The sequence below is a fragment of the Haloferula sp. BvORR071 genome (assembly GCF_000739615.1).
Classification (GTDB): domain Bacteria; phylum Verrucomicrobiota; class Verrucomicrobiia; order Verrucomicrobiales; family Akkermansiaceae; genus Haloferula.
The window spans coordinates 133,161-157,636 of sequence record NZ_BATP01000057.1 but is presented as its reverse complement, the minus strand read 5'-3'; the positions used below and the strand labels follow the sequence as shown (position 1 = coordinate 157,636).

Here is a 24,476-nt window from a genome sequence, read left to right as displayed (position 1 = left end):
CTGGGTGAGTCCGCCGAAAAAGCGGCGATGTTCGCCGCACTCCTAAAGTGGCTGCGCCACAAAAAGGACCACGCGGCGGTGGAGCCGTATCGGCACCAAACCATGCCGGACAAAAAATAGGACTTGCAATTCCCACCTCCAAGTGGGAATTGAAATCAGCATCGCGCAGCTAGCCCTTCGTAGGGCCGCGCCGGGTTGCTCCCGCGGTTCCGCCTTCCTGCGGACCATTTGAGACCCTGCTTCCTAGAAAATCGGATTCCATGATCCTCGTTCTTACCAGCTTCGACACCGCGAGTGGACGCCTCGGCGACACGGGACGTTGTTGTTGCTGTCTTTGAATCGATCCTGTGAGAGCCGATTCCAGCCTGAGGGCATGATGGGATCGCGTGTCCCTTCTCTTCCCCGGACCTTGGCTTATTTGCCAGCCGGCCGGATCCAAAGTGGCACTGCCATCGCTCGCACTTCCTGCTCCGACAACTTGTTTCATCCATCCTGGCACCTTGCTTTCCCAATTCATCCTGACATGAAGAATCACCTCCTGGTCCTCCTGCTCTTTGTCGCTCCCCTTCTCAGAGCCGAGGAGGCGCGTAGGCCCAACATCCTGCTCATTGCTGCCGACGACCTGAACCATTGGGTCGGCTATACAGGCCGCAACAAGCAAACTAAGACGCCGAACATTGACCGGCTCTCGGCCCGGGGCCTTAGCTTCACGAACGCCCACGCCACCGTGCCGGTATGCAATGGCTCACGCTCCAGCCTTCTCTCCGGGGTGCGTCCCTACACCTCGGGGGTTTATGGAAACGGCGATGATTGGCGGAAGGTGATCCCGCCGGAAAAGACGCTGATCTCCGTATTCCGCCAAGCGGGCTATCTCACGCTCGGCTCCGGCAAGATCTATCACGGTGCCTATGACCGGAAATCGGAGTGGGATGACTATCTGCAGAATGAGGGCCCGATGGGGCCTTCGCCGGCTGGCAGCAAGGGAGTGGGCGGGATCCGCTTCGGTGCGGTGGATGCCGATGACTCGGAGCTCAGCGATCACCGCATTGTCGACTACGGGATCGCCCAGTTGCAGAAGAAGCACGACAAGCCTTTCCTCCTGACCGTGGGACTGCACAAGCCCCACATGCCGTGGTTCGTGCCGAAGAAGTACTTCGATCTTCATCCTCTGGAGTCGATCGAGCTGCCGCCCATCCAGGAAAACGATCTGGCCGATGTCCCAGAGGCAGGCGTGGCCTTCGCGCGGCCCAAGGGAGATCACCGGCAAATCATTGAATCGGGTCGCTGGAAAGAAGCGATACAGGCCTACCTGGCCGCGGTCTCCTATGCGGACGCGGAGATCGGCCGCTTGCTCGACGCACTGGATGCTTCCAGCTATCGTGAGGACACCATCGTCATCCTCTTAGGCGATCACGGCTGGCATCTCGGCGAGAAGGAGCACTGGAGGAAATTCGCCCTGTGGGAAGAAGCGACGCGCGCGCCCTACATCTGGGTCGTGCCTGGTCTTACCAAGCCCGGAACACTCAGCACTCGTCCCGTTGACTTCAGCAGTCTCTATCCCACGCTCACGGAACTTGCGGGCATCCCGAGGCCATCCCACGTCGAGGGTGATAACATCCATCGCCTTCTCGAGGATCCTGCGGCGGAATGGAAAGGCTATGCATTGAGCACCTGGCTGCAGGGGAACCACTCCATCCGCACCGAGCAATGGCGCTACACGCGCTATGCCGACGGTTCGGAGGAACTCTACGATCATCTCAGTGATCCCTATGAATGGAAGAATCTCGCCAAGGACGAAAGCCAGGCGTCCGTGAAGCGCGAGTTGGCGGCACTGCTGCCAGACCACAACGCAGCGGGCCTGACCAATGGTGACGGATGGCAGGACGCTGGCCGGGGAAACGCCAGGCGAGCTGCCGCCGACAGCGAAGGAGACACGGATCCCGACTAAGCTGGGAGCGGGCTTCCGAAAGCTTCCACACTTCCCACCTTCCCAAGATGAAGCAAACCTCTCGTCGCGTGATCGCGGCTACGGTGGCGTCAGCCGCGGTCGCCGGCGGCCTCTACTTCTTGAACTATCGGGAAATCCCTCAAGAGGTGCGGGTCGAAAGAGCTGAGGGCCGGCGGCGCACGCTGCCTCCAGCTCCAGCGGAGATGCCAGCGAAGATAACGACCTTACCTGTCGCAAGCGAGGCATCAGCGGCCTTGGGTGCCGCAGATGGCACCGTAGAGGAAGATCTCTCCACGATCGAGTTGCTGCTTTCAACCTATGGACGCACTCACGGTGGCAATCCGACCGGAGAGAATGAGGAAATCGCAGCTGCGCTCCTTGGGAAAAATCCGGAGCGTCTGGCCTACTTGGAACAAGGCGGAAGCTATTTGGACAGATCGGGACGCTTGATCGACCGCTGGGGAACTCCCTACTACTTCCATAGTATCACGGCGTCCAACACCGAACTCCGATCTGCCGGCCCTGACGGAAGAATATTCACGAGTGACGATGTCGTTCACGGCGACGGCGAGACCGTGAAGTAGCAGGGTTGCCACGCGAGGCATCCGGCCCAAGCACGCCCAGATAAGCCGCGGAGGCTCAATCCATACGAATTAAAGCACTATTTGCATATGGTTTTTAGTTGCGCATTCCGATCAAGGTAGTAACCAATGATCCAGCTTGAGCACTCTGCTAGATCCGAGTGCTTGAGCAGCGACTGAGACCTCCGAAGAGGATCGTCAATTTCGCCCACCGCGTCTTCCCCGCGGCGGCGGTCCAGCCCGGAAGACATTCGGGCGACCAAGCAACCGAGAAATCCACCCTCGCCCCAGGCCACGTGGCTCCTGGCGTTGGAAATCCTTACGTTTCTAACATGAACTATCCCTTGTCAGGGCGGCGTGGCGTCGCCCTCAGCTCCTTGTTGTCCGCCGGCCTCGTTGCCAGTGCGGTAGCCGCCCCGAAATATGAGTCCGGATCACTGATCCTTTCCCAGCCGAATGCCGGGACGTGGCAAGAGGTGACCTTCACCACCGCCTTCCCTACGGCTCCGGTGGTGGTGCTCGGCACGCCGACGAACGCGGATGCGGCGGGCTTCGCGGCCCGCGTTCGCAATGTCACCGCGACTGGCTTCGAATACCAAATCGATGAGTGGGACTACCTCGACGGTGTCCACGGACAGGAGACCTTGAACTACCTGGCGATCGAGGCAGGGACCCACACGATCGATGGCAAGACCTGGCAAGCGGGCCGGACCTCTGGAGTGACCCGCACGACGCAGACAGTGACCTTGGGCAGTGGCTTCAGTGCTGCACCGGTGGTGCTGGCTCAAGTAGAGTCCACGGCGAATGCCAAGGCAGTGACCAGCCGGGTCCAAGCGGTGACCACCTCGAATTTCCAACTCAAGGCAATCACGCAGGAATCCGATACGGCGGCCCTCTCGAATGAGTCCGTCGGCTGGATCGCGATTGCGGCTTCGACCGGCAACTTGGACGGAGCGGTCTTCCAAGCCGCGAAGACCGGCGCAAACGTGACCGACGCGTGGAAGACGATCACCTTCGGTAGCACGGTACGACAACCGCTCATTTTCGCACAGTCGCAGACCAACAACGGAGTCGATCCCTTCACCATCCGCCGCCGGAATCTGAGCGGCACCGGCGTGGACATCTTCCTGCAGGAAGAGCAATCCGCCGGAACGGAAACGGTGCATGGCAACGGAGAGGACGTCGGCTTCCTCGTTCTCGGCGAGACCGAGGGCGAGGTGCGTGCGAAGCTGGAGATCGGCAAGCTGGTCCACGACCAGGCAACGGCAGCTACGTGGCACACGGTGAACTTTGCCGTGAACTACACGAACCCGGTGGTGATCTTCGGGCCGTCGACGCAAAACGACAGCGAGCCGGTGGGGATCCGCGTACGCAATGTGACGTCCACGGGATTTGAGTGGCAGTTCGACGAGTGGGACTATCAGGACGGCAGCCATGCCCAGGAGCAGGTCCACTATCTCGTGGGGGAAGAGGGCAGCTACATTGTTGGCGGCCTTCTTTGGCAGCTTGGACGCGCCAGCGCGGTGAACAACACGGCAGCGGCGCTCACCTTCCCGCAGGCATTCACGGCGGCACCCGTGGTGCTGACGCAGACGGCTACACGGAATGGTGCCAGCGCGGTTAAGTCCCGGATCAGCGGTGTCACCACCACCGGCTTTTCCGTAAGGCTCGAGGAGGAAGCCGGGCAGGATCAGACGCACGTCGATGAGACAGTGCACTACCTCGCAGTGCAGCCCGGCAATGGCCGCTGGGTCACCCCGCCCTTCCTCTCGGTCAACTCTGTCGTGACGGCAGCGGATGTGACCGAGTTCTTCAAGTCGCAGTCCTTCACCCGGAAGGTCGCCGATCCCTTCCTCTTCGCGGATGTGCAGACGCGCAACGATACCGATCCGGTCACGCTGCGTTTCCGCAATCTCAGCGCGAACGGCGCGGACCTGCGCTTGCAGGAGGAAAGCTCGCTCGACGTGAACCTCGCGCACACTGCTGAGAAGACGGGATTCCTCTCGATCGCCAGCGTGCTCGATACGGACGAAGACGGGCTTCCCGATGCGTGGGAACTCGCCAACGGGCTGAACCCTAACAACGCTGCCGATGCCACGCTTGATCCCGATGGTGACGGGCTCAACAACCTCGCCGAGCAGACTTACGGGACCAATCCGAATGCCGCCAATGGCGCAGGAAGCATCAGCGTCACGACTTTGACCCCGGATGCCTTCGAGAAGGAAGGCGGACGTGCGGCCTTCCTGATCACCCGCAGTGGTGGCGTGGCACCAGCGACAGTGGCATTCGCCCTCGGCGGAACGGCATCGGCCAGCGAGTATGCGGTGAAGGACGACCGCGGGGCAACGCTCAGCGGCTCCATCTCCTTCGCGGCCGGTGAGACCTCGCGCACGGTATTCATCGTCCCAACCCTCGATGCGGTGGAGGAGTATCCGGAAAGCGTTTCGCTGACGGTCTCCACCGGCTCCGGTTACTCGGTCGGCTCGCCGAACGTGGCGACGGTGAAGATCAAGGACGCGACTGATGTCCCGGCCAATGAGCAGCTCTTCGTGGCCTATCTCACCCGGCAAGGCACGGCCCAGAGCTATGGCTCCGGCGTGGCGACACTGTTCCTGAATGGTTCAAAGACCGCCGCGCGCGTGAATCTCAGCTTCAGCGGCCTTACTTCGAATCAGGTGAATGCCTACCTGCGCTATGGCGTGACCTCCGGGGTAGGACCGGAACTACGCCCGACCCTGCCGATCGGCCAGGTGACAAATGAAACCTGGACCATCAATCCGGTGGGAGCACTTGCCGGACAGGATCTCATCGATGGACTGCTCCAGAGTTCGGGCAAGTGGGTTTACCTGAACATCGGCACCGGCACCTATCCGGGTGGTGAGATTGCGGGCACCTTCACCAAGCAAACGGGATCCAGCACCTTCACAGCGCCCCCTGCCCCGCCGACACCGGCGGTACTGACGGGCGATGCGCTGACCCGCGACGTGTCCCGCTTCCTGACACAGGCGACCTTCGGCGCGACCAAGGCGGAGATCGATGCGCTGGTGAGCTCGATTCAGACCACCTACGGCGGCGACCGCCTGGCGGCCTACTCGGCATGGATCGACACCCAGCTGGGCTACGACCAGACCAAGCTGCTGGACTACACCGAGGCGGCGGATGCCCACGAGTGGAACCTGCGCGGTGCCTCGCCCTCGAACTTCACCAACAATGACGAACCGGCCTACCACAACCGGCGTCGCGGCTGGTGGTTGATTTCGACCAAGGCCCGGGACCAACTGCGCCAGCGGGCGGCCTTTGCGCTGAGCGAACTCTTCGTGGTCTCGGAGGATCTCGCCCTGCTGCGGAACAAGCACTACGGCCTGGCGAATTACTACGACCAGCTCGGCAGCCGTGTGGACGGCAACTTCCGAACCCTGCTCGGGGACGTGAGCAAGAGCCCGGTGATGGGTAAATACCTGAGCCACCTGCAGAACCAGAAGACGGTCACGGATGGCAGTGGCAACGTGCTGATCAGTCCGGATGAAAACTACGCACGGGAGATCCTCCAGCTCTTCTCGATCGGCCTGGTCGAGCTGCATCCGGATGGCACGCTGAAGCTTGGAAGCGACGGCTTGCCGATCACCACCTACGACAACGACGACATCACCAACCTCGCCCGTGTCTTCACCGGCTGGAGCTTCAGCAAGAGGAATGGTGCGGCAGGCAGCGGCTATCCTGTTCAGGACAACACCAGCTTCTTCCAGGGGAATGGACCAGCCTACTACCAGGCCTCGTGGACCAATCCGCTGAAGAACTTCGTGGCGTATCACGACACCGATGCGAAGACCTGTTGGGAAGCGCCATTCCGTCGGGACTGGCCGGCCAAGCGGATCTCGATGCAGCGCTGGACATCATCTTCGCGCATCCGAACGTCGCACCGTTCATCAGCCGCCAGCTGATCCAGCGGCTGGTGACCTCGAACCCGAGCCGCGGCTACGTCTATCGCGTCGCGCAGAAGTTCGAGAACAACGGTTCCGGCACCCGTGGCAACTTGAAGGCGGTGATCAAGGCGATCCTCCTCGATCCGGAAGCCCGCGACCTGCAGCTCGTCCAGCAAGTCGGCTACGGCAAGCAGAAGGAGCCCATCGTCCGCTACATCCAGCTGCTGCGCGCCTTCGATGGCAAGTCGGCCCTGCCCCTGTCCGCGCTGAGCGCCTACGGCTATCCGGAGGGCCAGCTCGACAACTTCCCCACGGGCACCACGCTATATCGCTATCCGAACACGGACGACGCGCTCGGCCAGACCCCGCAGAACGCGCCCACCGTCTTCAACTGGTTCCTGCCTGGCTTCAATCCTGGCGGCGAACTGGCCGCAGCCGGACTGGTCGCGCCGGAGCTCCAGCTTAGCACGGAGACCGGGGTGATCCGCACCGCGAACTACGCGAACACCATCATCCAGAACAACGACGGCCAGAACGTGAATCGCCTGGTCGGTTCCACCGATGCGCTGGAGGAAAACGTGAAACTCGATCGCAGCACCTACGAGCAGCTCTACGACGCGCGCATCACCGCGGGCGATAGCGTGGCGCAGGCCGCCACGGTGGTGCTCGACCAGCTCGATCTGCTGCTCACCGCGGGGAACTTCAAGGCCAGCTACGCCGCCGCCGCCACGCCGAACCCGCGAAGCATCGTGATCAACACGGTCGCCTCGCTGGATCCCGCCACGACAACCACCGCCGCACGGGTGAAGGAGCTGCTCTACCTGCTCGCCACCTCGCCGGAGTATGTGAACCAAAAGTAATCCCACACCATTTCCTCATCATGAAATCACAGGACAAAGATTCGCTTCAAGGCCGCCGCTCTTTCCTCCGCCAGTCCGCCTGCGCTTCGCTTGGCTTGACGGGCGTGATCAACACGCTGGCACACCTGCGGCTGGTGAACTCGGCAATCGCACAAGGAGTTCCGGCGGGTGACTACAAGGCCCTCGTCGTGCTCTTCCTCTTCGGAGGAAATGACTCGAACAACCTGCTCATCCCGCGCCAGACCCATGGCTCATACAGCCAATACAAGTCTGCTCGCGGCGTGCTGAAGATCCTCGATGCGAACGATCCCGCCTATGTGGCAGGTCAGCCGGCTTCGATCCCGCTGACAGGAGCAGGCGCGAACTACGGTGTTCATCCCGCGGCGGGTGGCCTCGCGCAGCTATTCAATACTGGCGAACTCGCCTTCGTCGCCAACGTGGGCACGCTGGTGTATCCGACCACGCGAAACGAGTACAACGCAGGCACGGTGCCGCTGCCACCGCAGCTCTTTTCCCACTCCGACCAGCAGGTCCAGTGGCAGAGCTCGGTGCCGGATCAGCCGTTCAGCCGCGGCTGGGGTGGACGCATCGCGGATCTGCTGGCCTCGCAAGGTCATGCCCAAGGACAGGTCTCGCTTTCCGTGAGCCTGGCGGGAATCAACAGCCTGCAGGTGGCGGACCAAGAGGTGCAATACGCGGTGACCCCGGATGGGGCCATTCCCCTAGCGGGCTATGCCGCCGGCGGTGCCCCCTACGGCAATGCGCTGAATGGCGACGGCAGCTACAAGACGACGATCCAAGGCAAGCGTCTGAAGGCCTTCGACGACATCACAAATCACACCTACCAGCACTTGCTCGACGACGATCATGCCAAGGTGGTGAAGCGGGCGCGGGCGAATGAAGGACTCGTCGGTGCGGCGCTCACCGCCGCCGCGACCAGCGGGGTGGACTTCGACAACCTCTTCCTGAACGCGCAGTCGAGCCTGGGAGATCAGTTGAAAGCGATCGCCAAGCTCATCGCCGGACGCACCGCCTTGGGGAATAGCCGCCAGATCTTCTTCGCGAGCATCGGTGGCTTCGACACCCACCAGGATCAGCTCGACGCCCAGACCAACCTGCTCGGCGAGCTCGGCAACGGACTCAAGGCCTTCAACGACACCTTGAAGGCGCTCGGCGTGAACGACAACGTGGTTACCATCACCCACTCCGACTTCACCCGCACGCTCACCCCGAACGGGCAGGATGCCGCCACCGCTGGTTCCGACCACGGTTGGGGTGGTCACCAAATCGTGCTGGGTGGTCCGGTCAACGGCGGCCAGATCTACGGTGCCTTCCCCTCACTGGCCCTGGGCGCCGGACTCGACGCCGGCTCCAGCAACCGCGGCCGCTGGATTCCCACAACCTCGGTGGACCAATATGCCGCCGTGTCCGCAAAGTGGCTCGGCGTCTCGCCCAGCTACCTCGCGGACATCTTCCCGAATCTCGGGCGCTTCGAAGACCCCTTCGGCAGCGGCGCGAATCTCGGGTTCCTGTGAATAAAGCGATACGAGAAGCACGACTGCTCGCGCAGGAGGTTTTCCTGGCGGTGACGCGGTAACTGCGGGGTGGAGGGAGGCTATAGGGTCTTCCTCCACCCTCGACCGAGGCGGAGACTACTCGCCGCGGTCGATGATTTTGCCACCGCGCTTTTGAACGGCTTCCATGAGCGGGCCGTTGGGGTCTTGCCAGGCGGGGTCGTGGTTCTTGGCGTAACTAAAGACGTGCTTGTGGAAGTACTCGAAGTAGGTCTCGCGCTCGTCCTTTTTCAGGCGATACCAGATGGCGATATTCAGGCCGCGGGTGACCTTCTGCATCATGTGCAGGGTGAGGGTGCGGCCGGTGCGGGCGCGCTGGACCTGCTTGTGGGTCAACTGCTCGGTGGAGGCGTCGACGAGGTCGTGGTTTCCCAGGCCCCAGGCGGTCATGAGGGCATCCAGCGGCTGCAGGCCGTGCTCGCGGTCTTCGTTCACGGGCCGGGTGTAGGAGGATTTGGGAGCAATCATCAACCACTAATCCGCTAATTATCAATTGGGCCGCGTTGCGCGGGAGCCGCCAAGGGCCTTGGTGGGCGAAAAGCTGCAATGAGCGAGCCTCATTGGGGGGATGATTGTTCCGGCCCGGGCTACCAATGAGGGGCTGGAAACGTGCACGGGGACTGCTATTCTGGGGCTCTGTGCCCCTGATTCCCGCCGCGATTTCGAAGTTTCTGAAGCAGCATAGTGGTCCGCTGACGGCGGATCTGGTGCTGGAGCCCGGGAATTTCGGGCTGGGGAAGGTGCCGAAGCGGCTGATGCCGGCAGGAACCACGACTTCCATCTGCGGCTTCTGTGCCACGGGGTGCCAGCTGAAGCTGCATCTGGACGACGAGGGCCGGGCGATCAATCTGAGCCCGCAGGCAGGCTACCCGGTGAATCTGGGAATGGCCTGCCCGAAGGGCTGGCAGGCGCTGGACCCGCTGGACTCCGAGGAGCGGGCGAAGGTGCCGCTGCTGCGGGACGCCGAAACGGGCAAGATGGTGCCGGTGGGCTGGGAGGAGGCGCTGGACGCCTTTGTGACTCGCTTCAAGAAAATCGGTGAGGAGCACGGGCGGGAGTCAGTGGCCTTCCTCTCGACGGGGCAGATCCCCTTTGAAGAGATGGCCTTCCTGGGCTGCTTGTTCAAATTCGGGATGGGCTTCCTGCACTGCGATGCGAACACGCGGCAGTGCATGGCGACGGCGGTGACGGCGTACAAGCAGAGCTTCGGCTTCGACGCGCCGCCGTATTCCTATGCGGATTTCGAGGAGAGCGATGTGATCGTGCTGGTCGGCTCGAACTTGTGCATCGCCCACCCGATCCTGTGGCAGCGGGTGATGCGGAATAAGCGCAACCCGCAGATCATCGTGATCGACCCGCGGGCGACGGAGACGGCGCAGGCGGCGACGCGGCATGTGAAGCTGAAGCCGAAGGGTGACCTGCCGCTGCTGTATGCGCTGACCCACTGCATCCTGCGGGATGGGAGGACGGATGCGGAATCGATCGCCCGGACCGAGGGGCTGGAGGAGTTTCTGGAGTTCATAGGCGACTATAGTCCGGAGTCCATGTGCGAGCGCACCGGGATGAGCGTGGAAGAGATCGAGTCGCTGGCACGAACGGTATCCGAGCCGGGCAAGCGGGTCTCGTGGTGGTGGACGATGGGCGTAAACCAGTCCTATGAGGGCGTGCGGGCAGCGCAGGCGATGATCAACCTGGCGCTGATCACCGGGAACATCGGCAAGCCGGGCACGGGTGCAAACTCGATCACCGGGCAGTGCAATGCGATGGGCTCGCGATTATTTTCCAATACCACATCCCTCGTAGGCGGGCATGACTTCGCCTACCCCGAGCACCGCGAGAAGGTGGCGGCGGGGCTGGAGATTCCACTCGAGAATATCCCTTCCGAAACATCGCTGGCGTATGACCAGATCATCGCGGCGGCGGAGGAAGGCAAGATCAAGGGGCTGTGGATCATCGCGACGAATCCCTTTCACTCGTGGATTGATAGCGGGCGACTGGAGGCGCTGCGGGAGAAGCTGGATTTCCTGGTGGTGCAGGACATGTATCACACGACGGAGTCCGCGCAGGCGGCAGACCTAGTGCTACCGGCGGCGGGCTGGGGCGAGAAGGATGGCTGCTTCATCAACTCCGAGCGGCGGATCGGCACACTGAAGAAGGTGAGGCCGTCGCCGGGGATCGCGCTTTCGGATTTCCGGATCTTCCGGCTGATCGCAAATGCGTGGGGCTGCGGGGATCTCTTCGCGAAGTGGACAGACCCGGAAGCGGCCTTCCGGATCTTGCGCGATCTGACCAAGGGACGGCCCTGCGACATCACGGGGCTGGAGGGCTATGAGATGATCGACCGGCTGGGCGGGGTGCAGTGGCCCTTCCCGGAGACGGCGGGCGATGGTGCGACGACGGCGCGGGAGCGAAGGCTTTTCGAGGACGGGATTTACTACACTCCTAGTGGCAAGGCGAAGATCCTCTTCTCCCCGCCGGCGGAGATGCCGGAGTCTGCGGACAAGGATTACCCCTTCACGCTGCTCACCGGACGCGGCACCAGCAGCCAGTGGCACACGCAGAGCCGCACGGCAAAATCCGATATTTTACGAAAGCTGTATCCCCAGGAAATCTATGTGGAGGTGAATCCGGCGGATGCGGCGCGGCTGGGGGTGAAAGAACATGATCCCGTGACGATCCGCTCGCGGCGCGGGGAGCTGGTGGCGTCCGTGTATATTGCGCCGACAGTATCCGCAGGGCAGGTGTTTTTGCCGATGCACTATCCGGAGGTGAACCGGCTGACGCATCCCTCCTTCGATCCGCATTCGCGGCAGCCGAATTACAAGGCTTGTGCGGTGGTGCTGGAGAAAGTGCGCCGAAATTGAAAATTGAATCCTAGGCCAGAAAGGACGAAGTTCATCCCATGTCGCGCGTCGTGATCCACGGCATCTACACCTCGCCGGGCCACAATTACTTCGGCCATCACGAGCGGGAGCCGGATGCGCACGGGCTTGAATCGCACGAGTCGGTGGAGCTGGTGGCGGGCAAGGGTATTCCCGGCGATCGCTTCTTCGGCTGGAAGGACGGCTACAAGGGCCAGGTGACTTTCATCGAGCGGCAGACGATCGATCTGGTGCGGGAATTCGCGGGAAACATGGATCTGGAGGCATCGGCCTTCCGGCGGAATGTGGTGATCTCCGGAGTGGATCTGAACCAGCTGGTGGGAAAGACCTTCCGGCTGGGTGATGTGCTGCTGGAGGGGACGCAGAAGTGTGCGCCCTGCTACTGGATGGATGCGGCCTGCGGGAAGCAGGGCACGGAGAAGGTGATGTTCAACCGCGGCGGGCTAAGGTGCCGGATTTTGGAGAGCGGGAGGATTTCGCTGGGGGAGATGGAGGTGGAGGAATTGCTGATGACTCAGCGCTAGTTCTCAAACGGGAGTGTTTGGAAGATGGAGGACCTGGAACTTCAGAGGAAGGCGTTTGAGTTGAAGTGCCTGTTGGAAGCTGGAGCGATTGCGCCGGTGGAGGTGATTGCTTGGGCGGATGGCGCCGTGATGGCGGTCGAAGGCTACCATGATGCTTTGGCGGAGGTGGCGATGGCGGCGAAGGAAAGCCGGGCCGAGGTGGTGGCGCGGCTGGGAGTGCTGGCGGGAGATGTCGATTCCATTGAGGTGATGCCGCGGGTTCTTGCGGGGATGCATAAGGCTTTGGTGAAGGATCGCTCGCGCTTGGATGATTTCCTCCGCTTCCTTTGTGCATTCTGCGCCCACCGCAGCTATCAAGTTCCAAATTATCTGACGGAGTGCATCGGGTATGAAGAAGACTTATGCCTCGCCCGGGAAGGGATTTGCGGCAGTGAGAAGGAAGCCGCGGCGGGATTTCTCGAATATCTCGCGCTTCATGGGGATCGGGTAGACTAGACCGTGTGGCTGCGGTTTTATCGTCGCGTGCGATTCGACCGGAACTCGACAGCAGCCAGCTTGCTGGTGGTGCTTGCGTGTGGACTGGTGGTGGTCCCGGTGGGAGACCGGGGAAAGGTCTCGGCAGATTTGCCGATGTCGGCAGCTCCGGCGAAGTCGGCGCAGCGGCTTTCGCTGAAGAAGGCGGAAGAGGCGGTGGCGCGGATCCATTCGATCGCGGGAAGGGCGATTGTGGATGTGGAGTTCAAGATTGAGAGGCGCTCCTTGGACAAGGCGGTGGCGCTGCTCGGCGAGACTGAAACCCTGCGAATCTTGGAAAACCGGCACTATTGGCCGGAGCCGATTCCTGAGGATGATGCCAGTCACCGAAGATGGGAACGGCTTTTGCCACTGCGGGAAGCCCTGCTGGGTCGGCTGGGCACCATGAACCCCGGTATAGCTCTCAATCGTTTTCCTTCCGGTGCGCAGGCTATTCTGCGTGCGGCTGCGGCGGTGGATGGCCCTGCTGCGCTGAAGCTCTGGCTTGAGACAAGGGACGGGTGGAGGACGGGCGGGATGCCCCCAGGCCTTTACGGCAGTTCCGAATGGATCGAGGGAGTCGGGGAGATTCCGCTCATCGGATCACCGGGTGCGCGGGAAAGTGCGATTGGGGCCAGCTTGGTGGAGGGTTGGGCCTCGGCGGATCTGGAAGGGGCATGGGAGGAGATCGGCAAGGTAGAGAGCGAGCTTCATTCCGCCCCGGAGTTGAATGCTCTCGTCCGTGAGTTGCCGGCTGGTTCCGACTGGAGCGAGTGGGCCGCGAGACTGCTTCCCATTCCGTGGAAGAATGATTGGTATGACAATGTGGAAGAGTCGCAGAACCCCATGCTCACACTCACGAAGCGATGGATCAAAGATGATCCGGACGCCGCGTTCGCCTGGCTGCGCGAGCAACAGGTGAAGTGGGATGAAGAGTTCCGGGCGGCACTCAGTACCGAAGACTATCCCATCAATCGCGGCAGCGTGCCATCTTGGCCCTTGAGCGCCACCACCGGGCACACTGTGTTTGTCGAAGGAGAAGTCTTCGTGCTCGCCGATTGGCTCAGGTCACGGCTTGCGGAAGCACTGGAGTGGATGAATGCGAATCCCGTGAAGGACGAGATTTTGGCCGATACGATAGAGTGGTCACGCCTCCCTAGCTCCACCAAGATCGACTTGATACGACGGATCGGGAATCCGAGCACGCGGGGCAGTGCCGCGACAACACTGGCTTGGATCGAGGCACCCGCGACAACAAGGGGCCAGGAGCGGGAGGGGGAACTCGCAAAGTTCCATTCTTTGATGACGGAACTGCAAGCGATCGAGAACATCCAAGAGGATCAGAAGGCTCGTCTGGCGCGAATCGCGGCGGAAGGGAAAAGCGGCGCTTACGAACGGGTGCAGAGCGAGTGAGTCGTCGCAGCACTCCCCAAGCCGCTAGTGACAGCTCCGCCAACCGACGGTTTTATTGCCGGGTGCACTTCAACCGGACCTCCTCGGCAGCCAGCTTGCTGGTGGTGCTGGCGTGTGGGCTGGTGGTGATGCCAGCGGGAGATCGGGGCAAGGCATCGGATGGATTGCCCCTGCCGGTGGCTCCTGCGAAGTCGGTGCGGAGACTTGTGCTGAAGGATGAGGAGGGGGTGGTGGCGTGGATCCATTCGATCGCAAGGAGGGCGATAGCGGATGCTGAGTTCAAGATTGAGGGGCGGTCATTGGAGAAGGCCGTTTCGCTGCTGGAGCTGGATGAGGTCTTGCGGCTTTTGGGGAATCCCGACTACTGGCCGGAGGAGTCGGTCTATGAGCAGTGGTGGAGACTACTGCCGCTGCGCAGGATGCTGCTGGAGCGGGTGGCGGTGCTCGATGTGCGGCGAGGACTGGGGGAGTTTCCGCATGAGGCGCGCTTGCTGCTGGAAGTGGCGGCACGACAAGATGGGGCAGCAGCGCTTAAGGCTTGGCTCGCGTGCAAGGAGGAGTGGCGGAAGCGGCCGGGCCGGATCTCCGTCGATAGTGACGCGAGCTTGCAGTGGATCGAGGGTGTCGGGGAAGTTCCGGAGACCTCGATTACGGATGGATATGAGACTGCGGAGGCGTCGGTGCTCGCGCGGCTGATGAAGGGCTGGGCTAGCTCGGCTCCGGAGGAGGCCTAGTCAGCGGTCTTGCTGATGGAAGCGATTGGGGGAGATGGGCATCGCGGATCGAGTCATTCGGGTGGGCGACTCCGGGCCAGGATGAGTTGGATTTCTCTCCTGGTCCGGAAAGCAAATCGACAGCGGCACTGGCGAGCCGCTGGATTGTGGAGGACGCCGGCGCGGCGCTTGAATGGTACCGGGCACAGGAAGCGACTTGGGAAGAATCACAGACCTATTTCCATCTGTCGGCTTTCAATTTCGAAGAGCCAGGCAATAGTCACGGGCCCGTCGTTCCGATGCTGGCACCTGTGTACGAGGCATGGCTTGAGAAGAGGCCGGGGTTAGCATTGGCTTATCTGGAGAACTCCATCGGTGCCCAGCGGGAGCCTTTCCAGTATCTCGTGAAGTGGACGGAGCTGCCGGATGAAACGAAGATCGGGGTGCTTGCGATCATGCCCGGCGGAGAGAAGAAGGATAATGCCGCGGTCAGCCTGGCGGGAAGGGTTAGGTGGACCAAGTCCGCTGATCACAAAACAAGGGTGGCGAGACTTGATGAGATTGCCCGACTCCAAGGCCTGGGTGCCGGAACCTTGGCAGAGATCGGAACCATCAAGGAGGAGCTCGATGCGGATGGAGCCAAGGGCAACAAGAGACCCTTGAATGAGTGAGGCGGAGGACTTGGGCGTGATCTGAGGCAATGGCGAGCAAGGGGCGGAGCCTGTTGGTGACAGGTTTGCCGATCGGCGGTTTTATTGCCGGGTGCGATTCGACCGGAACTCGGCAGCAGCCAGCTTGCTGGTGGTGCTGGCGTGTGGGCTGGTGGTGATGCCGGCGGGGGACCGGGGAAAGGCTTCGGAGGGATTGCCGATGGCGGTGGCTCGGGCGAAGTCCAGCCACCGGCTCTCGTTTTGCAGCGAGGGCGATGCGGTCTCTTGGCTGGACAAGCTGGCGCGGCAGGCCGCCAGCGGAGACAAGATCAAACTCGACCGCCACGCCTTGGAGCAGGCGGCATCCAAGCTCGGCGTGGCCGCGGTCGAGGAACTGCTGGGGCGGCACTGGAACGAGGATGAGGAATTTTTTTGGAAGGAGGAGGAGCACGAGCAATGGGAGAGGCTGAAGCCCCTGCGCAAAGTGCTCTTGGAAAGACTGGCGATGCTGGATCTCCCGCAGGGGCTGCAGCGCTATCCCCGTGAGGCGATGCTGCTTTGGGAAACCGCTGCTCGCCAAGACGGCCGTGGTGCCCTGGAGACGTGGCTGGCCTTTGAGAAGGAGGTTCTGGAAGCACCTTGGAGGCCCTGCGTGGACGGTCTATTCGGGCAGTTCATCCAGGGCGTGGGAGAAGTTCCTATCATCATCAACGGCATGTCATTTGATCAAGAGGTCCGCAAGGGGCTGGTGAAAGGCTGGGCGAGCTCACAGCCGGAGCAAGCCTGGGAGGCTGTGATTCCCCGCAGGGACTTGGACTACCAGAACGCCGGCGTCCTTGAGGGCTTGATCGATGGACTGAGGATTGGATCGGACTGGAAGGAATGGGCGTCGCGCCTTGATGCGCTCGATTGGTCTGCGTCAAAAGAGAGGGACTCTTCAAGGGGTGCGATATTCGGGAGCGGCTCTGACGATCCGAAAGCTGCCGCCGGGGTGGCATTGGCAAAGCGATGGATTGTGAGTGACCCGGATGGAGCCTTGAGCTGGTTTGGAGCCTGTGAAGCGGCTTGGGAGCAAGACGGGCAACCGCGCTTCATCGACAGCTTCAATTCCGGGACCAATGGATCGGGTGGGTCGAGCATCGCTCCGATCAGGACCCTGATTTATGCATCCTGGCTGGAGACTCGCCCGGCAGAGGCGATCGCTTGGCTGGCGGATCCCGGACAGGACAACGAAGATATCCTGACCAAGATGGCAACTTGGTGCCAGTTCTCCCCGCAAACGAGGGTTCCAGCGCTCACCGCCATGAAGGCAGGAACGAGCAGGGACCGCGCAGCAATTGAATTGGCCCGCTCGCTGATTTTGTATGACTCAAACGGAGATCCGGAGGCCATGGATCTGCTAGATGGCCTCGGGCGGGTCCCGGGACTCGGTGAGCAGGCGTTTGAGGCGATCGACAAGATGCGGATTGAGGCACATGCCAAGCCGCGGTGAGCGATACGCTGGATATTAGAATTTGAGTTCGCGTTCCCTGCCGCGCTTGGACTTCTTCTCCGGAAGCCGCGCGGGCTCGGGTGGGCGGAGAAGCTGAACGAGACGGACGAGGTCTTCCTCCGAGATATCGACGAAGGAGTCGAGCTGGCGGAGGGCGGCCATGATTTCCTCGTGGGAGGGGGCCGGGGTCTTGTGAGCGGTGACGCTTGCCGGGCGGTTAAAGGCGGCGGGGTAGCGGCGCCAGCGGAAGAAGGAATTGAAGAAGACGGCGACGCCGAGCATGACGAGGCAGTTGGCGAAGACCGGGTAGAGGACGAAGCCGAAGCCGAGGGATTGGATGGCGGGTCCGCCGAGGACGGCTGTAAGGCCGGTGGCACCGCCGGGCGGGTGGATGCACTTGAGCTGGTGCATGACGCCGATGGAGAGGCCGACGGCGCAGGCCGCTGCGAGCGGGACGGGGTGGATCCAGCGGGCGCAGGCGACGCCGATGATGGCGGAGAGGCAGTGGCCGCCGAGGACGGGCCAAGGCTGGGAGAGCTGGCCGTGCGGGACAGCGAAGAGGAGGACGGCGCTGGCGCCCATGGAGGCGATGAGTCCGCTGGCGTGAGGCAGGTGCAGGGTCTTCTCGCTGATGAGGACGAGGAAGAGGATGGAAATGAAGCCGCCGAGCAGGGAGAGGAGTTTCTCCCGCTTGCTGACGACATTGAGCTCGATGCCAAGCCACGCGATGGCGGATTTCATGCCGGGTGGGCGCCCCCTTGGGTGGGGCGGGCGGCGCCTGTGTCAGCTTGCGGGCGAGAATGCAAGCGCGGCGCGAAATATCTGGAGAAGCGAGGAGGCCCCGTGGAGGGCGGACATTTTTGTCCGCCCAAGGCTTCGGTGGGAGGCGACTCCAGCGACAGGAATGTCGCTGCTCCTTATCGAGCGGACAGAGTGTCCGCTCTCCACAGGGCTTTGGGGTGCGGGGTGGACTACTCGACGGTGACGCTCTTGGCGAGGTTGCGGGGCTGGTCGATCTCGCACTTGCGCTCGTTCGCGATGTGGTAGGCGAGAAGCTGGAGGGCGACGGCGGTAGGGATGGTGCTGACCAGCGGGTGGCAGGCAGGCACTTCGACGACGTCGTCCATCACTTGGGCCGCTTCGTGGTCGCCGGCGGTGATGATGCCGAGGATGCGGGCACCGCGGGCGCGGCATTCCTCGACGTTGCCGAGGGTCTTGTCCTTGCCGGGGATGTCGTTGGCGAGGGCGACGACGGGGGTGCCTTCGGTGAGCAGGGCGATGGGGCCGTGTTTCAGCTCGGCGGCGTGGTAGCCCTCAGCGTGGATGTAGGAGATTTCCTTGAGTTTGAGCGCACCTTCCAAGGCAACGGGATACATCGGGCCGCGGCCGATGAAGAAGGCGTGCTCGTGGTGGGCATAGCGCGCGGCGATGGCCGCGATGGTTTCGCTCTGGGCGACGACTTGCTCGACAAGTTCGGGGATCTTCTCAATCTCGCGGGCGAACTTCATGCCTTCATCGCGGGAGAAGCGGCGGCCGCGGCCGAGCTTGAGGGCCATCATGAGCATGACGGCGACCTGGCAGGTGAAGGCCTTGGTGGAGGCGACGGAGATTTCCGGGCCGGCGTGGAGATAGACGCCGCGACCGGTCTCCCGGGCGATGGTGGAGCCGACGACGTTGCAGAGGCCCATGACGAAGGCGCCCTTCTGGTTGGCCTCTCTAACAGCGGCGAGGGTGTCGGCGGTTTCGCCGGACTGGGAGATGGCGACGACGAGGTCGCGGCTGCCGATGATCGGATTGCGGTAGCGGAATTCGGCAGCCTGCTGGACCTCCGCGTGGATGTCCGCCATATCCTCGAAGGCGTATTCGCCGACGAGGCCGGCGTGCAGCGAGGTGCCGCAGCCGACCAGGACGACGCGGTGGATCTCCGCGAGGTCGCGGGGCGAGGTGCCCATACCGGAAAGCACTGAGGAGCCGAGGTTGAAATCGAGGCGACCGCGGATGGCATTGCGCAGGGAGTCCGGTTGCTCGTGGATTTCCTTGAGCATGAAGTGGGCGAAGCCGCCCTTCTCTGCCGCGGCGGCATCGAAGCCGAGTTCATTGACCTCGCGGGTGACGGGGACCTGGTGAAGATCGCGGATATCGACGTTGTCGGCGGTGACGACGGCGATGTCATTGTCCTCCAGGTAGATCACCTGACGGGTGTGGGCGATGATCGCGGAGGCATCCGAGGCGACGATGGTCTCGCCCTCCCCCACCCCGATCACGATCGGGCTGCCGCGGCGCGCGGTGATGATCTTGCCCGGCTCCTTGGCGGAGATCACGGCAATTCCGAAGGTGCCTTCCACCTGGCTGAGGGCGTCGCAGACAGCTTGGAAGAGATCGCCCTTGTTGCGGTCGCCGATCAGGTGGGCGAGCACTTCGGTATCGGTCTCCGAGTAGAAGTGGTGGCCCTTGCCTTCGAGGCGGGTGCGCAGGGCGCGGTAGTTCTCGATGATGCCATTGTGGACCAGCGCAATGTCGCCGGACTCATCGAGGTGCGGGTGGGCGTTGGCCTCGGTCGGCGGGCCGTGGGTGGCCCAGCGAGTATGGGCGATGCCAGTGGAGGATCTAACAAAGCGCTCGGCAGGCCAATCGGCATGCGCCTTGTCATTGAGCGCGGAGACCTTGCCGGGGGCCTTGCTGACGACGACCGAACCATCCTCGAGGATGGCCATGCCGGCGGAGTCGTAGCCGCGGTATTCGAGGCGGCGCAGGCCGCTGATGAGGACTGATGGGGCGGAGGCTTTTCCGATGTATCCGACGATGCCGCACATATGCTGAAGAAAATTACTAATTACTAAGCACTAATTTTGAAACTGAAGTGTGAGGAAGAGTAGTACTCATTCCTCGGGCACGAGATCGTGCTGGACGATGTCGCCGGGGCGGGTGCTGGTGCCCGGCCAGAGCTTGCGGCCGGGGTAGATGGAGGTGTGGATGCCGGTGTGGACACCATCGCCGATGATGGAGCCGAACTTGCGGCGACCGGTGTCAACGAGGACGCCATCGACCATGCTGCGGTGGTTTTTGCCGTCGTGGCGGAAGTTCGAGGTGATGGTGCCGGCGCCGAAGTTCACCTTCTCGCCAACGACGGAGTCGCCGAGGTAGCTGAGGTGGCCGATGCTGGTGCCGGAGAGGACGATCGAGTTCTTGATCTCGACGGCCTGGCCGATGTGGCACTTGTCGCCGATGGCGGAGGAGCCGCGGATGTAGCAGTTCGGGCCGAGCTTGGTATTGGCACCGATGACGGCATTGCCCTCGATGTAGACGCCGGGGAGAATGCGGGAGCCGGGACCAAGGTGGATTACCCCCTCAATGACGGCGTTCGGGTGGATGTCGCCTTCAATGCGGGATTCCGTTAGAGTGCCGACGGAGAGTTCATTCGCGCGCAGGAGGTCCCAGGGATGGACGATGATGAAGGAGTTGCGAGCGACTTGGGAGCGGGAGAGATCCGGGGCATCACCGAGCCAGGCGAGCGGGGTGCGATCCTCATCCACCAGGGTGGTGCTGCCGAAGGGCGTGAGGAAGGGCAAGTCGCTGCTGTCCACCCAAGCTTGCGGGTGGGTGTGGAGATTCTCGAGGCCCAGGCTCTGGTGGTGATCGCGGAGAGGAAGGTTCCCGATGGGGAAGGCTTCGACCGGGCGTGTGATGAAGACGGGCATGAAAGATCGGGGGGAAGAAGGATTAACCGCGAAAGGACGCGAAAGAACGCGAGATTTGAAAGGCTGGTGAGGAAGAGATCATTGGGCAGCTCCTTCTCGTGCGAGCAGCGTCATATGGGCATCGGAAAGTGGCGTGGCGTCCTTGGATGCGGGGTTCAGGACGAACCTCTCCACGAGTGGCAGGAAGTAGCGCAGGGACTCGCCGGTGGTCGCAAAGGTCTGGAAGACGAAGCTGCGTGGATGGGAGCGCGAGTATTGTCGGGTGAAGGCCTGCAAGTCGGCATCCGTGGTGAAGACGCCCAAGCGGCGTTCTCCGCCTTCCTCTACGACTAAGGGCGAAAACTGTTCGTTACCCTGCAGGTGTTCGCAGTTTTTGCGGATCTCCGCCAGCAGGCTGTCTTCCGTGACCTCCGATGCTTCCAGGCCATCCTTACTCCAGAGTCCGAGGAGAGTAAGGTGTGAGCCTAACAGGGATTCAACGAAGGCTTCGGCACTACTCTCCCGCGCGATGTCGCTGAGTCTCTCGAGGCCGAGAAATCGTCGGATGATGCCTTTCATGCGCTCTGAACCGCGGAGCCGGATGCCCTCACACCGCCACTCCGATGTCTTCCTTCACCGCTTCGGTGAACTTGCCGATCCACTGGTGGACGGCATCGGCATCGCGGTGTTCGACGAGGATGCGGATCTTGTTCTCGGTGCCGGAGTAGCGGATGAGCTGGCGGCCGGCGTCGCCGAAGGATTCGTCGGCCTCCTTCATGAGCTTCTGGATGCCGGGCAGGTTGGCGAGCGGCGGCTTGGCGGCGACCTTGAGGTTCACCAGCTCTTGCGGGAACTCGCGCATGCAGGCGGCGAGTTCGGCGAGGGTGGCCTTGCGCTCTTTCATGACGCGCAGCACCTGCAGCGCGCTGAGGATGCCATCGCCGGTGGTGGCGTGGTCGGCGAAGATGAGGTGGCCGGAATTCTCGCCACCGAAGGAGCCGCCCTTTTCGCGGAGGGCCTCGATGACATTGCGGTCGCCGACGGCGGTGGTGAGCACCTCGATGCCGTGGCGGCGCATGGCCTCGTGGAGGCCGAGGTTGCTCATGACGGTGCAGGCCATCTTGTTGCCGCGGAGCTTGCCCTGCTCCTTCAGCGAGATGGCAGCGAGGGCGAGGATACGGTCGCCGGAGACCGGAGTGCCGGTGGCATCGGTGAAGATCACGCGGTCGGCATCGCCGTCAAAGGAGATGCCGAGGTCGGCGCCGTGCTGGCGGACCAGCTCGCCGGCGGTCTCCGGGTGGAGAGCACCGCACTTGTCGTTGATGTTGATGCCATCCGGCTCACAGCCGTATTTGATCACTTCCGCGCCGAGTTCCTTGAAGATGAGCGGGGCGATGAAGTAGGCCGCGCCGTGGCCGCAATCGACCACGATCTTGAGACCGTGGAGCGGGACGTTGTCGGCGGTGTGCTTGGCGAACTCGATGTAGCGGCCGCGGGCGTCATCGATGCGGTAGGCCTTGCCGATCTTCTCCGGGGCCATCGCGCGCGGCTCCGGCTCATCGCCTAAGATGTGGCGCTCGATGATTTCCTCCAGCGCGTCGGAGAGCTTGTAGCCATCCGGGCCGAAGATCTTCAGGCCATTGTCCTCGTAGGGATTGTGGGAGGCGGTGAGCATGATGCCCGCGGCGCAGCCCATCGACTTGGTGAGGTGGGCAATGGCCGGTGTCGGCAGCGGGCCAGGCAGGAGCACGTCCATGCCCATCGAGACCAGGCCGGCGGTGAGCGCGGTTTCCAGCATGTAGCCGGAGATGCGGGTGTCCTTGCCGATCACCACGCGGTTGCGGTTGTGGCCGGAGGAGCGCAGGACCTGGGCGACCGCCTTGCCGGCCCGAAGGGCGACCTCCGGGGTGATGGGAAATTCGTTCGCTTTGCCGCGGATGCCGTCGGTTCCGAAAAGCTTCATGTGCGGGCGAAGATTGGACGATCCGTCACGAAATGAAAGCTTCGACCGTGGATGCGGGGATTTTTGGAGATTCCGTGTCAGGAAAGCTCAGGAAGGCCGGAATTTTTGAAGTCCGGGGCGTTTCAAGGAGCCGCAGGCAAGGGCAAGGCGTGGACACCGAGGTGATTCGCCACGCTGCGCTGCACGCCGCCGGGAATGGAGTTCAGGATGCGCGCTTTTCCGTCCGGGGCCTTCACGACGAGTGTGCTGGAGCCGCCGCCATCGAGGTTCATGGCGTCCCAACAGCCCAATTGCTGCTTCATCCAGGCGGCGAGCTCGACCAGATTGATGCCCTCGCTGAAGCCTTGCTGGCGGCCATCGGCGACGAGAAGGTAGACATAGCGGGCGTCCTGCGAGAGGCCGATGGCGGTGCGCGGGTGGAGGTCGCGGTTGCCGGTGACGATCTTGCCATCATCGAGCAGCATGCCGTCCTCGCCAGACCAGCCTTGGAGGGCGGTGCGGGCACCGGCGAGATCTTGCTCGGTGAAGGGCGCGGGAAGGATGCGGGCTTCGTTGCGCTCGCTCACGAGGAAGGCGGGATTGCCTCGTTCGTGGTCGGCGGGACTGACCAGCTTGCCCTCGGAGAGGGAGAGGCCGATCACGTCGAGCGGCTTGCCCTCCGCGGTGACCGGAGCGAAGCCGGTGCCGTTGATGGCGAGTTCGAGGTCGAACTCCTTGAGGAAGGTCACGGTGTTGCGGCCATCGACCTCGGCTGGCTTGTCGCCATTGTCCGGGGTGGAGAAGAAGCGGATGCCGGGCGCCTTGGTGTCGATGCGGGCGGTGTGGATGCGAAGGCGGCGGGGTTTCGCGAGTTCGTCGAAGCGGTAGTCGATGCCTTGATAGAGAGGCTGCCAGGCGGGGGCGGGCTGGTCGGGATTGAGCGGGGCGAAGGTGGGTGCCTCCTCTGCCCTGGTGGCCGTGAGCGAGAGGAGAGTCATCGCCCCAAGGTAAAACATCGATCTCATCGAGGCCTAAACAGGCACTGAGTTCGCAAGCTTACAAGCGAGGCCGCGGAAACTCATAAGGCGGCGGTGGAGGGAGCCGCGGCTCCCGATAGGCCGGACAATGCGAGCAGCCGGCGCGGTGCCCGCTGAGGAACTTGGCAAACATCGCATCGAGCATGTCGAAAGCCGTCACATCCTCGTCTTCCAAGGCGCCGCTCTCCGCTGGGTCGTCCTCACCAAGCTCCAGCCACCGAAAGAGCTGATCGCGGGTGACCAGCTCATCATCGAGCGCCTCATGGAGGAGATCGCGGAGTTCGGGATCCTCGTTGTAGGATCGGATTTCGGAGACAAAAAGGGAGCCTCCACAGCTCAGCGGCATGAAATCGATCGCGATGAAGCGCTCCCTCAGCCGCGCCTCGAAAAGCGGGCTGTCATGCCGACGAGTGAGCTTCGCGGAGACATGCGACCACTGGTGATGGGGACAAAAATCCGGGAAGTCGGAGAAGAGCCGCGAGGCTTCGACCACGGGCCGGGAGTCATTGCTTCCCCTGAGCCCCCAGAAACACCAGTCGTGCTCCTCATGCTGGGAAGTGGACTCACAAATTGGGCAGCTCTCCACCACAACCCGCCGCGCCGAGTCGAGCCCAAGCCAAGCCAAAGCCGGCAGCAGGGCGAGGGAGAAGGCGAGGACGTAGCGGGAGGAGGATTTCATGGGAGCACCGCGGGGGCGTCAGATCCATGAACGGCGCTTCAAGCAAGATTCTTAGGAGCATCCCCAGC

The 24,476-nt window shown here is 62.6% G+C and carries 20 protein-coding genes; 12 read left to right on the top strand and 8 right to left on the bottom strand.

The window, feature by feature from the left end:
* The first annotated feature begins 523 nt into the window (after positions 1–523).
* The 5 genes from BV071_RS28090 (at position 524) to BV071_RS28070 (ending at position 8,847) form a co-directional block, all read left to right on the top strand.
* The gene (locus BV071_RS28090) at positions 524–1,948 is read left to right on the top strand and encodes a sulfatase (protein ID WP_035614513.1); all 1,425 of its coding nucleotides are present in this window, start codon (positions 524–526) and stop codon (positions 1,946–1,948) included.
* A gap of 47 nt (positions 1,949–1,995) precedes the next feature.
* Positions 1,996–2,532 carry a type II secretion system protein GspG gene (locus tag BV071_RS28085; protein WP_035614512.1) on the top strand — a complete coding sequence of 179 codons (537 nt, stop codon included), beginning with the start codon at positions 1,996–1,998 and terminating at the stop codon, positions 2,530–2,532.
* Positions 2,533–2,861: 329 nt separating this feature from the next.
* On the top strand, positions 2,862–6,470 hold the full coding sequence (locus tag BV071_RS28080) for a DUF1800 family protein (RefSeq protein WP_035614510.1): 3,609 nt from the start codon (positions 2,862–2,864) through the stop codon (positions 6,468–6,470).
* Entirely contained in the window at positions 6,362–7,312 is a 951-nt protein-coding gene (locus BV071_RS28075) for a DUF1800 family protein (RefSeq protein ID WP_052573978.1), read from the top strand. The genes BV071_RS28080 and BV071_RS28075 overlap by 109 nt, the downstream gene beginning before the upstream one ends.
* 20 nt (positions 7,313–7,332) lie before the next feature.
* Positions 7,333–8,847, top strand: coding sequence for a DUF1501 domain-containing protein (locus BV071_RS28070; protein ID WP_035614508.1), 1,515 nt, complete (start codon positions 7,333–7,335; stop codon positions 8,845–8,847).
* 117 nt (positions 8,848–8,964) lie between these two features.
* Here BV071_RS28070 and BV071_RS28065 read toward each other — a convergent pair whose 3' ends face one another.
* Positions 8,965–9,354, bottom strand: coding sequence for a hypothetical protein (locus BV071_RS28065; protein WP_265595001.1), 390 nt, complete (start codon positions 9,352–9,354; stop codon positions 8,965–8,967).
* A gap of 170 nt (positions 9,355–9,524) precedes the next feature.
* Here BV071_RS28065 and BV071_RS28060 point away from each other — a divergent pair, with 170 nt between their 5' ends.
* The 7 genes from BV071_RS28060 (at position 9,525) to BV071_RS28030 (ending at position 17,073) form a co-directional block, all read left to right on the top strand.
* Positions 9,525–11,750: a nitrate reductase gene (locus tag BV071_RS28060; protein ID WP_265595000.1), complete on the top strand. Its 2,226-nt coding sequence runs from the start codon at positions 9,525–9,527 to the stop codon at positions 11,748–11,750.
* Positions 11,751–11,788: 38 nt separating this feature from the next.
* A complete protein-coding gene (locus BV071_RS28055; protein WP_035614506.1) occupies positions 11,789–12,292 on the top strand; it encodes an MOSC domain-containing protein in 504 nt (167 codons plus the stop codon).
* Between the two features lie 24 nt (positions 12,293–12,316).
* On the top strand, positions 12,317–12,787 hold the full coding sequence (locus BV071_RS28050; RefSeq protein WP_035614504.1) for a hypothetical protein: 471 nt from the start codon (positions 12,317–12,319) through the stop codon (positions 12,785–12,787).
* Positions 12,788–12,814: 27 nt separating this feature from the next.
* Positions 12,815–14,218 carry a hypothetical protein gene (locus BV071_RS28045; RefSeq protein ID WP_265594999.1) on the top strand — a complete coding sequence of 468 codons (1,404 nt, stop codon included), beginning with the start codon at positions 12,815–12,817 and terminating at the stop codon, positions 14,216–14,218.
* Positions 14,219–14,280: 62 nt separating this feature from the next.
* Positions 14,281–14,952, top strand: a complete 672-nt coding sequence (locus tag BV071_RS35920) for a hypothetical protein (protein ID WP_035614500.1) — start codon at positions 14,281–14,283, stop codon at positions 14,950–14,952.
* Between the two features lie 146 nt (positions 14,953–15,098).
* Entirely contained in the window at positions 15,099–15,602 is a 504-nt protein-coding gene (locus tag BV071_RS28035; RefSeq protein WP_035614498.1) for a hypothetical protein, read from the top strand.
* Positions 15,603–15,693: 91 nt separating this feature from the next.
* Positions 15,694–17,073: a hypothetical protein gene (locus BV071_RS28030; protein ID WP_265594998.1), complete on the top strand. Its 1,380-nt coding sequence runs from the start codon at positions 15,694–15,696 to the stop codon at positions 17,071–17,073.
* Between the two features lie 15 nt (positions 17,074–17,088).
* Here BV071_RS28030 and BV071_RS28025 read toward each other — a convergent pair whose 3' ends face one another.
* From BV071_RS28025 to BV071_RS27995, 7 genes are all read right to left on the bottom strand, one after another.
* Positions 17,089–17,814: an HPP family protein gene (locus BV071_RS28025; protein ID WP_052573977.1), complete on the bottom strand. Its 726-nt coding sequence runs from the start codon at positions 17,812–17,814 to the stop codon at positions 17,089–17,091.
* Between the two features lie 230 nt (positions 17,815–18,044).
* Positions 18,045–19,886, bottom strand: coding sequence for a glutamine--fructose-6-phosphate transaminase (isomerizing) (gene glmS / locus BV071_RS28020; protein WP_035614494.1), 1,842 nt, complete (start codon positions 19,884–19,886; stop codon positions 18,045–18,047).
* A gap of 66 nt (positions 19,887–19,952) precedes the next feature.
* Positions 19,953–20,771 carry a hypothetical protein gene (locus BV071_RS28015; protein ID WP_052573976.1) on the bottom strand — a complete coding sequence of 273 codons (819 nt, stop codon included), beginning with the start codon at positions 20,769–20,771 and terminating at the stop codon, positions 19,953–19,955.
* 78 nt (positions 20,772–20,849) lie between these two features.
* A complete protein-coding gene (locus BV071_RS28010) occupies positions 20,850–21,329 on the bottom strand; it encodes an SseB family protein (protein WP_035614492.1) in 480 nt (159 codons plus the stop codon).
* A gap of 28 nt (positions 21,330–21,357) precedes the next feature.
* Complete coding sequence (glmM, locus tag BV071_RS28005) at positions 21,358–22,713, bottom strand: phosphoglucosamine mutase (protein WP_035614490.1); 1,356 nt, start codon at positions 22,711–22,713, stop codon at positions 21,358–21,360.
* Between the two features lie 122 nt (positions 22,714–22,835).
* Complete coding sequence (locus tag BV071_RS28000) at positions 22,836–23,690, bottom strand: phosphodiester glycosidase family protein (RefSeq protein WP_265594997.1); 855 nt, start codon at positions 23,688–23,690, stop codon at positions 22,836–22,838.
* A gap of 58 nt (positions 23,691–23,748) precedes the next feature.
* Positions 23,749–24,408 carry a hypothetical protein gene (locus BV071_RS27995; protein WP_035614488.1) on the bottom strand — a complete coding sequence of 220 codons (660 nt, stop codon included), beginning with the start codon at positions 24,406–24,408 and terminating at the stop codon, positions 23,749–23,751.
* Between the last annotated feature and the right edge of the window lie 68 nt (positions 24,409–24,476).

Coding starts and splice junctions, on each gene's coding strand:
- glmM (WP_035614490.1), bottom strand. CDS start 22,713: ATGAAGCTTTTCGGAACCGACGGCATCCGCGGCAAAGCGAACGAATTT.
- BV071_RS28065 (WP_265595001.1), bottom strand. CDS start 9,354: ATGATTGCTCCCAAATCCTCCTACACCCGGCCCGTGAACGAAGACCGC.
- BV071_RS28070 (WP_035614508.1), top strand. CDS start 7,333: ATGAAATCACAGGACAAAGATTCGCTTCAAGGCCGCCGCTCTTTCCTC.
- BV071_RS28025 (WP_052573977.1), bottom strand. CDS start 17,814: ATGAAATCCGCCATCGCGTGGCTTGGCATCGAGCTCAATGTCGTCAGC.
- BV071_RS28000 (WP_265594997.1), bottom strand. CDS start 23,690: ATGACTCTCCTCTCGCTCACGGCCACCAGGGCAGAGGAGGCACCCACC.
- BV071_RS28015 (WP_052573976.1), bottom strand. CDS start 20,771: ATGCCCGTCTTCATCACACGCCCGGTCGAAGCCTTCCCCATCGGGAAC.
- BV071_RS27995 (WP_035614488.1), bottom strand. CDS start 24,408: ATGAAATCCTCCTCCCGCTACGTCCTCGCCTTCTCCCTCGCCCTGCTG.
- BV071_RS28080 (WP_035614510.1), top strand. CDS start 2,862: ATGAACTATCCCTTGTCAGGGCGGCGTGGCGTCGCCCTCAGCTCCTTG.
- BV071_RS28090 (WP_035614513.1), top strand. CDS start 524: ATGAAGAATCACCTCCTGGTCCTCCTGCTCTTTGTCGCTCCCCTTCTC.
- BV071_RS28050 (WP_035614504.1), top strand. CDS start 12,317: ATGGAGGACCTGGAACTTCAGAGGAAGGCGTTTGAGTTGAAGTGCCTG.
- BV071_RS28010 (WP_035614492.1), bottom strand. CDS start 21,329: ATGAAAGGCATCATCCGACGATTTCTCGGCCTCGAGAGACTCAGCGAC.
- glmS (WP_035614494.1), bottom strand. CDS start 19,886: ATGTGCGGCATCGTCGGATACATCGGAAAAGCCTCCGCCCCATCAGTC.
- BV071_RS28085 (WP_035614512.1), top strand. CDS start 1,996: ATGAAGCAAACCTCTCGTCGCGTGATCGCGGCTACGGTGGCGTCAGCC.
- BV071_RS28055 (WP_035614506.1), top strand. CDS start 11,789: ATGTCGCGCGTCGTGATCCACGGCATCTACACCTCGCCGGGCCACAAT.